This is a genomic window from Modestobacter sp. SYSU DS0290, assembly GCF_054050955.1.
Genome location: NZ_JBJHAI010000011.1, coordinates 49,239 through 62,584, shown reverse-complemented (window position 1 = coordinate 62,584; position 13,346 = coordinate 49,239). Strand labels below are relative to the sequence as shown.

General features: G+C 74.2%; 12 protein-coding genes. 5 read left to right on the top strand and 7 right to left on the bottom strand.

What is annotated here, in order from left to right:
* The first annotated feature begins 213 nt into the window (after positions 1-213).
* Positions 214-1,353, top strand: a complete 1,140-nt coding sequence (locus ACI795_RS11380) for a zinc-dependent alcohol dehydrogenase (RefSeq protein ID WP_457075609.1) — start codon at positions 214-216, stop codon at positions 1,351-1,353.
* Between the two features lie 13 nt (positions 1,354-1,366).
* A complete protein-coding gene (locus ACI795_RS11375) occupies positions 1,367-1,981 on the top strand; it encodes a hypothetical protein (protein WP_457075608.1) in 615 nt (204 codons plus the stop codon).
* A 6-nt stretch (positions 1,982-1,987) separates the two neighbouring features.
* Here ACI795_RS11375 and ACI795_RS11370 read toward each other — a convergent pair whose 3' ends face one another.
* Positions 1,988-2,824, bottom strand: coding sequence for a helix-turn-helix domain-containing protein (locus tag ACI795_RS11370; protein WP_457075607.1), 837 nt, complete (start codon positions 2,822-2,824; stop codon positions 1,988-1,990).
* Positions 2,825-2,861: 37 nt separating this feature from the next.
* Here ACI795_RS11370 and ACI795_RS11365 point away from each other — a divergent pair, with 37 nt between their 5' ends.
* Positions 2,862-3,470, top strand: a complete 609-nt coding sequence (locus tag ACI795_RS11365) for a TIGR03086 family metal-binding protein (protein ID WP_457075606.1) — start codon at positions 2,862-2,864, stop codon at positions 3,468-3,470.
* Positions 3,471-3,491: 21 nt separating this feature from the next.
* Here ACI795_RS11365 and ACI795_RS11360 read toward each other — a convergent pair whose 3' ends face one another.
* Complete coding sequence (locus ACI795_RS11360; RefSeq protein WP_457075605.1) at positions 3,492-3,959, bottom strand: hypothetical protein; 468 nt, start codon at positions 3,957-3,959, stop codon at positions 3,492-3,494.
* Between the two features lie 12 nt (positions 3,960-3,971).
* Entirely contained in the window at positions 3,972-5,195 is a 1,224-nt protein-coding gene (locus tag ACI795_RS11355) for a PucR family transcriptional regulator (RefSeq protein ID WP_457075604.1), read from the bottom strand.
* Between the two features lie 96 nt (positions 5,196-5,291).
* On the opposite strand from ACI795_RS11355, the gene ACI795_RS11350 reads away from it, so the two are divergent.
* Entirely contained in the window at positions 5,292-6,395 is a 1,104-nt protein-coding gene (locus ACI795_RS11350; RefSeq protein ID WP_457075603.1) for a ferredoxin reductase, read from the top strand.
* Positions 6,396-6,429: 34 nt separating this feature from the next.
* On the top strand, positions 6,430-7,647 hold the full coding sequence (locus ACI795_RS11345; protein ID WP_457075602.1) for a fatty acid desaturase family protein: 1,218 nt from the start codon (positions 6,430-6,432) through the stop codon (positions 7,645-7,647).
* A gap of 59 nt (positions 7,648-7,706) precedes the next feature.
* On the opposite strand, the gene ACI795_RS11340 is transcribed toward ACI795_RS11345, so the two are convergent.
* From ACI795_RS11340 to ACI795_RS11325, 4 genes are all read right to left on the bottom strand, one after another.
* Positions 7,707-8,915, bottom strand: a complete 1,209-nt coding sequence (locus tag ACI795_RS11340; protein WP_457075601.1) for an esterase-like activity of phytase family protein — start codon at positions 8,913-8,915, stop codon at positions 7,707-7,709.
* Between the two features lie 195 nt (positions 8,916-9,110).
* Positions 9,111-10,418, bottom strand: coding sequence for a glucose-6-phosphate dehydrogenase (locus ACI795_RS11335; protein ID WP_457075600.1), 1,308 nt, complete (start codon positions 10,416-10,418; stop codon positions 9,111-9,113).
* Complete coding sequence (locus ACI795_RS11330) at positions 10,415-11,275, bottom strand: NAD-dependent epimerase/dehydratase family protein (protein WP_457075599.1); 861 nt, start codon at positions 11,273-11,275, stop codon at positions 10,415-10,417. Before ACI795_RS11330 ends, ACI795_RS11335 begins: the two co-directional genes overlap by 4 nt.
* 66 nt (positions 11,276-11,341) lie before the next feature.
* Positions 11,342-12,976, bottom strand: coding sequence for a glycoside hydrolase family 13 protein (locus ACI795_RS11325; RefSeq protein WP_457075598.1), 1,635 nt, complete (start codon positions 12,974-12,976; stop codon positions 11,342-11,344).
* Positions 12,977-13,346 lie beyond the last annotated feature (370 nt).

Genomic DNA, 13,346 nt, shown 5'->3' with positions numbered 1-13,346 from the left:
GCCGCCCGGTCGGTGACCGACGGTGGCCGGCCCGGCACGGACGTCCCGCAGTCTGTCGTCGTCCGCGGGCACGTGCCACTCGGAGCGGTGGGCGCCGGATGGTTGGCGGACCCGCGAACTGGACAGTCCCAGCCCGGGCACCCGGCGCGGGGGGCGCGGGCCGACCGGGCCCGGCCGCGGACGGCGCAGGAAACAGGAGGACCGATGCGGGCGATGACCTATCGAGGGCCGTACAAGCTGCGGGTCGAGGAGAAGGAGATGCCTCGCATCGAGCACCCCAACGACGCGATCGTCCGGGTGACCCTGGCCGCGATCTGCGGTTCGGACCTGCACCTGTACCACGGCCTGATGCCGGACACCCGGATCGGGCACACCTTCGGCCACGAGTTCATCGGGGTGGTCGAGCAGGTGGGCTCCTCGGTGGAGAACCTGCAGGTCGGCGACCGGGTGATGGTGCCGTTCAACATCTTCTGCGGGTCGTGCTGGTACTGCTCCCGCGGGCTGTACTCCAACTGCCACAACGTCAACCCCAACGCCACGGCCGTCGGCGGCATCTACGGCTACTCGCACACCACCGGTGGCTACGACGGCGGCCAGGCCGAGTACGTGCGGGTGCCCTTCGCCGACGTCGGGCCGGTGCGGATCCCGGACTGGATGCACGACGAGGACGCCGTGCTGCTCACCGACGCCGCCGCGACCGGCTACTTCGGCGCCCAGCTCGGTGAGATCGCCGAAGGGGACACGGTCGTCGTCCTGGGCGCCGGGCCGGTGGGCCTGGTCGCCGCCCAGTCCTCGTGGCTGATGGGCGCCGGCCGGGTCATCGTCGTCGACCACCTGGCCGAGCGGCTGGCGAAGGCCCAGGAGATGGCCTACGCCGAGACGCTGGACTACGACCAGTACGACGACGTCGTGGTCGAGCTGAAGAAGCAGACCGACTTCCTCGGCGCCGACGTGGTCATCGACGCGGTCGGCGCGGAGGCCGACGGCAACCTCGCCCAGCAGCTCACCGGCCCCAAGCTCAAGCTGCAGGGCGGCTCGCCGACCGCGCTGAACTGGGCGATCGACTCCGCCCGCAAGGGCGGCACCATCTCGGTGGTGGGCGCCTACGGGCCGGTGCCCAACGCGGTGAAGTTCGGCGACGCGATGAACAAGGGCCTCACCCTGCGGATGAACCAGACGCCGGTGAAGCGGCAGTGGCCCCGGATGTTCGAGCACGTGCGCAACGGTCACCTCACCCCGCGGCAGATGGTCACCCACCGCTTCCCGCTGGAGGAGATCCCGGAGGCCTACCACGTCTTCTCCGCCAAGCTCGACGGCTGCATCAAGCCCCTGATCGTGCCGAACGCCGCCTGAGGGAAGGGCACCGATGACCGAGAGCAGCACGAACCCCGCCGAGCTCCCCGGCCCCGACGTCCCCAGCGCCTACGTGCCGGACAAGCGCACCGCACCGCCGAGCCGGGAGGAGCTGCGCGCGCGCATCCCCGGCTGGGGCGTCGACCTCGACCCGGCGGACCGGCCGTCGCACCCGAAGCTGCACTACGCCCCGGAGACGACCGGCGCGCACTGGCGCTTCCCCGAGCGGCAGCCGGGCGGGGAGGGGCGGGAACGCTCGATCGAGCACGCCTTCGTCACCCCGGTGTTCGGCACCGCCCAGCCGCTGCACGGCCTCTCCGGGTCGATCCGGCGGCTGGCCTACGACCGGTTCGGCGAGGGCCGGCTGGCGCACTGGCTGCTGCTGATCGCCGGTGACCGGGTCGACGCCTGGGAGAGCCACCTGCGCTCGTTCGCCTCCACCCGCCCCGACGTGCCGGCGACCGGGGTCCGCACGGAGCTGACGCACGGCGGGCTGCGGTCCCGGGCCGGCCGCTCGGACAAGCGCCACCAGCTGCTCGACCCGCTGCTCGTCGCCGGGCCGTGGGTCGCCGGTGCGGCGGGGGCCGTCCTCGGCGTCCGGAAGGTCACCCGGGCGCTGCGCGGCTGACCGCGCTCAGGCCCGGTGGCCGGCGGCGAACCGGCCGGGGGTGGTGCCGGTGACCCGGGAGAAGTCGCGCACGAAGTGCGCCTGGTCGGCGTAGCCGAGCACCGCGGCCGTCTCGGCCAGGGTCGTCCCGCCGGCGCGCAGCCGTTCGGCGGCCTCCTGCAAGCGGCGACGCTGGATCAGCCACTTGGGGGTCAGGCCGAGGCGGCGGTGGACCAGCCGTTGCAGGGCCCGCTCGGACAGCCCGAACTCCGCGTGCACCTGGGCCACCCGGAGCACGTCGGAGCGCTCCTCGACGAAGGCGACGACCCGGTCGACCAGCTCGCCCTCGGCGTCCACCGGCAGACGGGGGCGCACCGTGTCGGTGAACGCGGCCATCGCGGTCGCGTGGGCGCGTCCGGCGTGCGGGTCCGCGGCCATCGCCGTCCGGACCCGGTCGACCAGCGCGACACCTCCCGGACCGAGGACGTCGGGCAGGTCGACGTACCGGTCGGTGAACTCGGCCATCGACGTGCCGCTGAGGAGCGTGCCGGCGGCGGGCGTGCACATCACGCCGACCGCCCAGCCGTCGCCGGCCAGCGTGGTGGTCGACAGCCCGGTGGTGACCCCGTAGAACCGGGCGTACCCGTCGGCGACGACCAGCAGGGACACCGGGTACTGCAGCACCCGCTGCACCGCCTCCCGGCCGGGCGGCACCGACCAGACCGGGATCCAGAACCGGCGCAGCAGGCCACGCACGACCGGGTCCGGCTCGTACCGGTACATGGCGTGCGACGCGTCGCCGGGCTCCCTGAGGTGCGCCCGCTCGACCAGGTCCAGCCGCGTCGGTCCGCTGTCGGCTTTCATCAAGACGCAGCCTGCCGCACCCGGCCAGGCTGCGGCCATGGACACCACCGCGCCGAACCCGACCGCGCCGAACCCGACCGCCGCGAACCCCACCGCCCCGAACCCCACCGCCCGCGCCCACGAGGCCGCCGCGGCACCGCTGTCCGCCCTGCTCGCCGACGTCCCCGCGGAGGCGTGGGCCAGCCCCTCGCCGTGCGCGGGGTGGACGGCGAGGGACGTCGTCGCGCACCTGGTCGACACGCAACGCGAGCTCTTCGCCGGCCACGGGCTGGACGTCGGCCCGGCGCCGGACCTGGCCGGGGACCCGGCCGTCGCCTGGGCCGCCCACACGCGGCGGGTGGCCGAGCTGGTCGCCGACGACGAGGTGGTCGGCCGCGGGTACGACGGCTTCTTCGGCCCGACCACCATCGGCGCGACCTTCGAGCAGTTCTACGTGTGGGACATGGTCGTGCACCGCTGGGACGTCGCCCGGGCCACCGGCCTGGACGCGGCGCTCACCGAGGCGGAGCTGGACCGCGTCGAGCAGGGCGCGGACGGATTCGGCGAGGCGCTGTACCTGGACGGCATCTGCGCCCCCGCCGTCGAGCCGCCGCCGGGCGCGGACCGGACGACCCGGGTGCTGGCCCGCCTGGGCCGAGCCGCGTGACCCGGCCTCCGGGCAGTCGCCTCAGAGCAGGGACACGACCCGGTCGGCGACGTCGTCGAGCGGCCCGAGGTGCAGCACCGTGGTGGTCTCCGCCAGCCCGGCCGCCGGCCAGCCGACGGTGAGGGTCAGCCGGCCGTCCCGCGGCAGTGCACCGGCCCAGTAGGACGCCTCCGAGCGGAACGCGTCGCGGCCGCCGGTCGAGGTCGGTCCGACCGGGTCGGCCGGCGCGCTGACGCCGTCCGCGGTGAGGGTCACCAGCAGGCCGGACCAGGGCCGCCGTTCCGCCCCCGGCCGGGGGAAGGTGCGCCGCCCGGCTGCCTCGGCCTGCACCCCCACCGCGTGCACCACCACCGGCAGGTGCAGTCCGCCGGGATGGGCGAACACGCAGCGCAGGCCGGCGGCGATGCCGGGGGAGCGGGCGAGGAGCACCGGCCCGTGCACCACGGCGCCGAGCGCATCGGGCGCGGGGGTCGCGGGCCAGCGGGTCACCGGCCCAGCCTGTCAGCTGTCGGGCTCCTCCGGTGCGCAGCCGAGCGCCAGCGTCAGCTGCAGCACCGTCGCCGGGTCCTCCAGCCGGTCGCCGAACAGCTGGCGCAGTTGCCCCATCCGGTAGCGGACGGTCTGCGGGTGCACGAACAGCTCCGCGGCGATCCGCTCCCGGCGGCCGTGGTGCAGCAGCCAGGACCGCAGGGTGGCGACGAGCTTCTCCCGGGTCGCCGCCGTCACCTCCTCCAGCGGAGCCAGCACGGCGGCGCGCAGGTCGGTCAGCGCCTCCTCGTCGGCGCGCAGCACCAGCTCGACCAGGCGCGCCTCGGTGTCCAGGGGTGCCTTTCCCCGTGGCGGCGGCCCCAGGCGCAGCGCACGCAGCACCCGCCGGTGGGACGCCGCGACGTCCTGCCAGGGCCGAGCTGGGCCGACGGCGGCCTCGTGCCCCTCCAGCAGGCGGAGCAGGCCCGGGCGGGCCCGGCCTCCGGCGTCGGGCACCAGCAGGACGGCGCGCTCCTCCTCACCCCCCGGTCCGGCCGCCTCCTCGGTGACCTGCAGCGTGCGGCCGTCCAGCAGCGCGAGGGCACCGCGGGCCCGGGGCTCGGGCAGCACGACGGCGGTGAGGGTCCGCGGCGGTGACCAGTCGGCCCGCTCGGCGGCCGCGGTCAGGTCGTGCATCGGACGGCCGGCCAGGAGCACCGCACCGAGCCGCTCCAGGTGGTGCTGGCGCACCCGCCCGCTGGTGGCCAGCTCGTCGGCGTGGCCGGCCACGCTGGCGGCCGAGAGCTGGTCGATGTAGGCGAACACCAGCTCGGCGAAGCGCGCCAGCGAGGCGACGTCGAGGCCGGCGGCCACCGCGGTCTCGCTCATGTGCCGCCAGGAGACCCGGGCACCCACCCGGTAGGCCGACAGCAGCGCGTCCATCGACCGGCCGCTGCGTGCCTCTCCCCGGCCCAGTGCGTAGGCCCCGGCCAACGCCGGCGCGATCGGCCGGCTGGGGTCGACGCCGCCGCCGTCGTTGGCCAGCTCCAGGAACCCGCCCAGGGCGACCTGGACAGCCCGCTGGATCGCCTGGCCCATCTCCCCGGCGAACGCCCCGGCGTAGCTGGGCACCTCCACCACGATGCTGGCCACGGTGCGCTCGGCGACCGACGGCAGCTCGGCACGCATCGCCGCCGCGACGGCCGGTGGGAAGGTCATCGGGTCGGCGATCGGCGGGGCCGGTGGGTCAGCGGTCATTCCCGGGGCTCCTTTGTTCTGGGCGAACAGAAGCTACCGCTCGATTCACGTCCGATTGACAGGTGATTGATCGCGAGGCTGGGAAAGACTCAGTTCATGACCGCCACCGTCCCGCGCCCGGGCACCGCCCGTCCGGTCCTGACGACGCTGCGTGACCGCGCACTCAAGCTGGCCGAGCTGGTCACGACGCCGCTGCTGCCCAGCGACTACCTCGACCTCGTGGACCCGCTGCGCTCGGGGGCCGCCCTGCGCGGCCGCATCGAGGCGGTGCACCGCGAGACCCGCGACGCCGCGACCCTGGTGATCCGCCCCGGGCGGGACTGGCTGCCGCACACCCCCGGCCAGTACGTCCGGCTCGGTGTCGACGTCGAGGGCGTGCGGCTGTGGCGGGCCTACTCGATCACCTCGGTGCTCGGCCGGGCCGACGGCTGCTTCACCGTGACGGTCAAGGCGATCCCGGACGGCAAGGTCAGCAACCACCTGGTGCACCGCACCGAGCCCGGCACGATCGTCCAGCTCGACCAGGCCACCGGTGAGTTCGTGCTCCCGGCGGAGCGGCCGGCCAAGGCGCTGTTCGTCACCGCCGGCTCGGGGATCACGCCGGTGATGGGCATCCTGCGCAACCACGTCGACGAGCACGAGGACGTCGTCCTGGTGCACTCCGCGCCCACCGCCGACGACGTCATCTTCGGCCGGGAACTGCGGGAGCTGGCGGCCGCCGGCCGGATCCGGCTGGTCGAGCGGCACACCGCCACCGACGGGCTGCTCGACGCCGCGGCTCTGGCCGACCTCGTGCCCGACCTGGCCGAGCGGTCGACCTGGGCGTGCGGGCCGATCGGGCTGCTCGAGGCGCTGGAGGAGCACTGGGCCACCGAGGGGATCGCCGACCGGCTCTACACCGAGCGCTTCCGCCCCCGCGTGCTGGTCACCGGTGAGGGCGGCACCGTCTCCTTCGCGAAGTCCGGCCGGGACATCGAGGTCGACGGCTCGACCCCGATCCTCGACGCCGCGGAGGAGGCGGGCCTGCTCATGCCCAGCGGCTGCCGGATGGGCATCTGCTACGGCTGCGTCCTGCCGCTGCGCGAGGGCGCCGTCCGCGACCTGCGCAACGGGGAGCTGACCGTCGCCGCCCCCGGCGACGGCGTGCTCGTCCAGACCTGCATCAGCGCCGCCGCCGGCGCCTGCGACATCGACCACTGACCCACCCGACCGAGCACTCCGGAGGAGCCACCTCGTGACCGTCCTGCAGAAGAAGCCCGACAACCCCGTCGCCCACCTGACCCCCGAGGACATCGAGGCGATCGGGCGTGAGCTCGACGCCATCCGTCAGGGCGTGATGGACAGCCGCGGCGAGTCCGACGCCGCCTACATCCGCCGGGTGATCGACGTCCAGCGCAAGCTCGAGCTGGGCAGCCGTGCGGTGCTGCTGTTCTCCAAGTTCCCGCCGGCCTGGGTGCTGGGCACCGCCGGGCTGTCGGTGGCCAAGATCCTGGAGAACATGGAGATCGGGCACAACATCCTGCACGGGCAGTGGGACTGGATGCGCGACCCGAAGATCCACTCCACGACGTGGGAGTGGGACATGGCCAGCCCGGCCGAGCAGTGGAAGCACTCGCACAACGAGCTGCACCACACGTACACGAACGTGATCGGCAAGGACAATGACCTCGGCTACGGCATCATGCGCGTGGACGAGGACCAGCGCTGGGTGCCGATGTTCCTGCTCCAGCCGGTGTGGAACTTCATCAACGCCTGCTTCTTCGAGTACGGCATCGCCGCCTACGACCTCGAGCTGGGCAAGAACCTGGCCACGCCCGAGCGCCGGAAGAACCCGGCGTTCCGGGCCGCGGCCAAGCAGGTGCTGAAGAAGATCCGCAAGCAGGCGACCAAGGACTACCTGGTCCACCCGGCGCTGTCCGGCCCGTCGTTCCTGCCCACCCTGGCGGCCAACTTCACCGCCAACGTGGTGCGCAACCTGTGGTCGCACTCGGTGATCATGTGCGGCCACTTCCCGGAGGGCGTGGAGACCTTCGAGAAGAAGTCGATCGACGGGGAGACCCGCGGTGAGTGGTACCTGCGCCAGATGCTCGGTTCGGCCAACATCTCCGGCAGCAAGGCCATGCACATCATGACCGGCAACCTCTCCCACCAGGTCGAGCACCACCTGTTCCCCGACCTGCCGAGCAACCGGTACGCCGAGATCGCCCCGCAGATCCGCGACCTCTTCCAGCGCTACGGCCTGCGGTACCACACCGCGTCGCTGCCGCGTCAGGTCGCGTCGGCCTGGCACAAGGTCATCCGGCTGTCGCTGCCCAACGGCTGGCTGGCCGAGACCACCCCGGCCAACGCCCCGGCCCAGGTCGCCAAGCTGTACAAGATGACGACCGGCGGCCCCAAGGTCCGCCGTCAGCTGCAGGGCGCCGCCTGGAACCAGGGCAGCCAGGCCGCCTGATCGCCGCCTGACACACAACGGCGCCCCGACCCGACGGGTCGGGGCGCCGTTGCGTGTGGTCAGCGGCGGCCGCGGGCGTTGATCGCGGCCAGCGCCGGGTCGACCTGCAGGTCCTCGTCCACCTGGATCACCACGTACTCGTTGTCGTCGGGCACGCCGGCGGTGCGCCCGGCCGAGCCCGGGTAGTTGTTGTCGTTGCCGACGATGATGCGGTGGTCGTCCAGGACGGCGATCTGCTCGATGGTGACGAACGGGAAGGTGAAGTAGCCGCCCGCGGTGCCGCCGACGCCCTGCGGGTCCGGGATGGCCATCAGGTTGGCGATCAGCCGCTTGTCGGCGTAGCCGTCCCGGTCGATGTCCCGGGTGTCGATGAGGTAGACGGCCTTGAGCTGGGCGGTCGGGCCCTGGCCGTTGTCCCGCTCCAGGATCAGGAAGCGGTTCTGGTCCAGCGCCACCATGTCGCCCAGGGCGTTGTTCGGCACCTCGAACTTCACCTTCGCCTTGAGGCCGGTGTACTTCCCGCGGTTGGTGTCGAAGGAGTAGATCCGGCGGGTGGCCGGGTCGTCACCGGCGACGGCGCCCTCCAGCATCGGGTACAGGGTGTGGCCGTCGACGCCGAGGGCCATCCCCTCGAAGCCCCTGCTCGAGCCCAGCGTCGGGGCGGCACCGCCCAGGTTCCAGGCCTCGGGGGAGCGGACGCCCTCGGGCTGGACCGGCGCGGACAGCACCCGGCCCGTCGCGTCGACGTGCACCAGGCTGGGGCCGAACTCCTCGCCGATCCAGAAGGTGCCGTCGGGCATCCGCTGGAACGACTCGGGGTCCAGGTCGGCGCCGGTGAGCCGGCGGTCGCTGCGGGTCAGCGGGAACGGCAGCTTGCGGTCGGGGTCGGACAGGCTGAAGCCACCGTCGAGCACCGTCGTGCGCTGGGTGGCGGTGTCGATCCGCAGCTTGACCACGCGCAGCAGGAAGTCGCCGCTGTTGGCCTTGGTGCCGTACCCGTTGTCCTCCAGCACCAGCCAGTCGTCGCCGTCCCGCAGCAGTCCGGAGAAGCCCTGGATCGGCTGGGCGGCGAACGGCGGGGTGACGCCGTTCGCCGGGCTGGCCAGGGCGCCGGAGGGGACCTGCTCCCCGAAGGTGGCCGAGGGCAGGACGGAGTGCCCGACGAGCTGGGCCTGCTGGGTCCCGTTGCCCTGGGGCACGGGTGGGGTGCTGCTGGCGATGGCCGGCACGGCGACGGCGGTCAGCAGACCGGCAGCGGTGAGGGTCACGGCGGTACGGCGGGACGGACGGCGCACGGGTGGTCTCCCTGGCTCGGGCGGTGGAGGCGGGCCGGGGAGACGGTGTCGCGGTCAGGCAGCCGGCGGTCGGCGCCTCCGTGGCCGCGCTGTGAGGAGCCCGTGAACGCACCGGGTCGGTCGCCGGCGGTACCGGCGACCGACCCCACCCTCACCGGGACGGCGGGGTCACCGGGACGGCGGGAGCGAGCCGGCGGGGTGCTCCAGCAGCGGTGGCTCGCCGTCGGACCAGGCGCGCCGCACCGGGTCGACGAAGCGCCAGGCCTCCTCCGCCTCCGCGGCGCTGACCGCGGTCCGGGTGCCGCCGGACAGGACGTCGGCGAGCACCGTGCCGTAGGCGGTGCGCTCCCCGGGCGCGTGCACCCGGACCCCGTCGTCGGCCGGCCGTGCGCCGTCCAGGGCGATCTCCAGCCGGTCCTCGGCGACCCGCTCGACCCCCGGCGGGCACTCCACGGGTGCCGGCGCGCGCAGGTGCAGCACCACCCGCTTGCGGTCGGCCGGCATCGCCTTGCCGGTGCGCAGCACGAACCGGGTGCCGGCCCACCGCGGCGTGTCCACCTCGAGGACCAGCTCGGCGAAGGTCTCGGTGCACCGGGCCGGGTCGACGCCGTCGGCCGCCACGTAGGCGCGCGTGGCGGGGCCGGCGGCGTAGCGCGCCCGGCGGGTGGCCGTCACCTCGGGCACCCGCACCGCCCGGAGCAGCTCCAGCCGTGCGTGGTGCAGGTCCTCCTCGGCCGGCGTCGTGGGCAGCTCCATCGCCAGCAGGGTGAGCACCTGGACCAGGTGGTTCTGCAGCACGTCGCACAGGGCACCGGTGCGGTCGTAGAAGCCGGCGCGGCTGCCGACGTCCAGCGTCTCCTCCCAGACCACGTCCACCTGCGCGAGGTGCTCGGCGTCCCACCGCGCGGCGAGGGCGCTGTCCGGCCCGCGCAGCCCCGGGAGGGCGGCCACCGCCGGCATGCCGAGGAAGTGGTCGACCCGGAAGGCGGCCCGGTCGACGCCGCCGGTCACCTCGGTCAGCAGCGCGTTCAACGACCGGGCGTCTGCCAGGTCCCGGCCGAACGGCTTCTCCACCGCGATCCGGCTGCCCGGCGGCAGCCCGGCCGTCCCCAGGGCGCGGATCGCAGCGGCGAACAGCGGCGGTGGCAGGGCCAGGTACGCGGCGACCGGCCCGGTGCCGGCGACGCCCGCCACGGCGGCCGCGACGGTGGCCGGCTCGCCGAGGTCGACCCGGCGGTAGCGGACCGCCGCCAGCAGCGCCTGCCGGGCGGCGGACGGCACGTCCCCGGCGTGCTCCTGCAGCCGGGCGGCGACGTGCTCGGCGAACCGGGCGTCGTCCCAGTCCTGCTCGGCCGCGCCCACGACCTCCAGGCCCCCGGGCAGCCGCCCGGCCGCGGTCAGCTCGGCGAGCGCGGGCAGCAGGAAGCGGCCGGCGAGGTCGCCGGTGGCACCGAGCAGCAGCAGCCGGGTGATCACCGGGCTCCGGAGTCGCGCCAGGAGTGCTCGGGCTCGAAGCCGAGCAGCCGGCGGGCCTTCTCGATCGACAGCAGCGTCTCGTGCTCGCCCAGCTCCCGGGTCACCGGGACGTCGGGGAAGACCTCGGCGGCCAGCTGCGCCGTCGGCCGGGACATCACCGTGTCGGCGTTGGCGACGATGAACACCTCCGGCCCGGGCAGGCGCTGCTCCAGGGCGCGCCGCACCGCCTGGGCCCCGTCGCGGGCGTCGATGTAGCCCCAGAGGTTCCACCGGCGGAGCTGCGGGTCGGCGTCGAAGGCGGGGAAGCCGGCGTACTCCTCGGCGTACATGACGTTGCTGAACCGCAGCCCGGTCATCGACAGGTCCGGGTGCCACCGGCACAGCTGGCGGGCCAGCTCCTCCTCCATGGTCTTCACCAGCGAGTAGGTGGTCGTCGGCCGCGGCGGGTACTCCTCGTCGACCGGCAGGTACGGCGGCGCGTCGTCGAACGGCAGCCCCAGCACGGTCTCGCTGGAGGCCCACACGATGCTGCGCACGCCCGCGCGCAGCGCCGCGGTGTAGACGTTGAACGACGCCGTCATGTTGTTGGCGAACGTGGTCGCGTTGGGCACCAGCCCCGGGGCCGGGACGGCGGCCAGGTGGACCAGGGCGTCGATCCCGTCGTGCACGTCGTCGATGCCGCTCACCGCCTCGACGGCCTGGCCGAAGTCGGTGAGGTCGACGACGGAGGAGGCGACGTCGGTCCGGGGCGAGCGCACCCGGTCCAGGGCGACGACGTCCCACCCGTGCTCGACCAGGTGGTCGACCACCACCCTGCCGAGCTTCCCGCTGCTGCCCGTGACCGCGACCCGCGCCATGCACCTCTCCTGTCCTCGGAACCGGCCGTCAGCCTGACCCAGCCCGGCTCGGTCCGCGAGGCGGGGTCAGTCCTCGGCGAGCCAGACGGCGCTGTCGGCGGGCAGCGCGACGCTGCCGGCCGACCGGCGGACGCCGGTGGTCGAGGCGAGCAGCACCGTGCCCCGGGTGCGGACCAGCGTCGTGCCTCCGCCCATGTTGACCACGCAGCGCACGACCGAGCCGTCGGCCGCGGTGCACCGCACGGTCAGCACGTCCCCGCGGGTGCTCACGGTCGCCGCACCCGACCCCAGGGCCGGGTGCGCCTCGCGCAGCGCCAGCGCCCGCCGGTAGAGGGTGAGCATCGAACCGCCGTCGCGCGTCTGCCGGGAGACCGCCCAGCGACCCCAGTTCTCCGGGACGGGGAGCCACGGCCGGGCGGCGCCGTCGGTGGAGAAGCCCACGCCGGTGGTCTCGTTCCACGGCATCGGCACCCGGCAGCCGTCGCGGCCGGCCCGGGCCCCGCCGCTGCGGTGGAAGATCGGGTCCTGCTTGGCCTCGTCCGGGACGACGGCCTGCGGCAGTCCCAGCTCGTCGCCGGCGTAGACGTAGGCCGATCCGGGCAGCGACAGCATCAGCAGCGCCGCGGCCCGGGCGCGGGCGGTGCCGACCTCGCCCCCGCCGAAGCGGGTGACCTGCCGGTCCTTGTCGTGGTTGCCCAGCACCCAGGAGACCGGGGCCCCGACGGCGCCGAACGCCTCCAGCGCCGACCGCACGCCGTCGGCGAACTCCCCGACGACCCAGCCGGACTTGAGCAGCCGGAAGCAGAACGACTGGTGCATCTCGTCCGGGCGGGAGTACAGCGCGACCTGCTCCGGGTCGGCCAGGCAGACCTCGCCGACCAGCATGGTCTCGGGGTACTCGTCGCAGATCGACCGCCAGCGCCGCCAGACGTCGTGCACCTCGGGCTGGTTCCAGGTCATCGCCTGCTCCGGCCCGTGCCCGAACAGGGTGGGGGAGTAGACGCCCGGGTTGTCGCGCAGGCCGGCGTCCTTGAACAGGCCGTAGGCGACGTCGACCCGGAAGCCGCTGACCCCGCGGTCCAGCCAGAAGCGCAGCGTCCGCTCGAAGTCCGCGCCCACCGCCGGGTCGCGCCAGTTCAGGTCCGGCTGCTCCGGGGCGAACAGGTGCAGGTACCACCGGCCGTCCGGGGTGCGCGACCACGCCGGCCCGCCGAACAGCGAGCGCCAGTTGTTCGGCGGCTGCTCCGACGGCGGCGCGAAGTGGTAGCGCCCGGCCTCGGGGCAGTCGGGGTCGGCCAGCGCCGCCTGGAACCACGGGTGCTGATCGGAGGTGTGGTTCGGGACGACGTCCAGGACGACGCGCAGCCCCAGCTGGCGGGCGTCGGCGACCAGGGCCTCCAGGTCGGCGACGTCGCCGTAGTCCGGGTCGACCGCGCGGTAGTCGCTGATGTCGTACCCGCCGTCCGCGCCGCCGGAGGGGTAGTGCGGGTTGATCCACAGCGCGTCGACGCCCAGCCAGGACAGGTAGGGCAGCCGGGACCGCAGGCCGGCCAGGTCACCGATGCCGTCGCCGTTGCTGTCGGCGAAGGAGCGCAGGTAGACCTGGTAGACCACGGCCGAGCGCCACCAGGGGTCGGTCGCGACCTCGGGGGTGAGCCCGTGCCGGGGAGAGGTCCGCGCCGTTGCGAGCCGAGCTGCCATGCACCGATCATCGGCAGCCGCCCGCCGCGCCTGTTGTGGCGCCGGTCACGAACATCGGCCGGGAAGTTCGGCGGTTCTCGACAAGGCAGTGCGCGACCGACCCCTGGACCCGCAGCTCCTCCCGCCGCCCGTCGGCATGATCACCACGGGCTGAGCGCGGTCACCCGGCCCGGGTGACCGCGCTCAGTCCGTTCTCGATGCCGGCGGCACCGGATCAGAACTGGCCGGAGTCCTGCTGGAACTCGGGGCGGCCCTGCAGCCGGAGGGGGAGCCGAGCCCGGTGCCGACTGGCGCTCTCCGTTCGGGGGTGAGTGGCTGTCGGCGCCCAGCCTGCTCAGCGGCGGGCGGCCCCGGAGAGCCGAACGCCCCG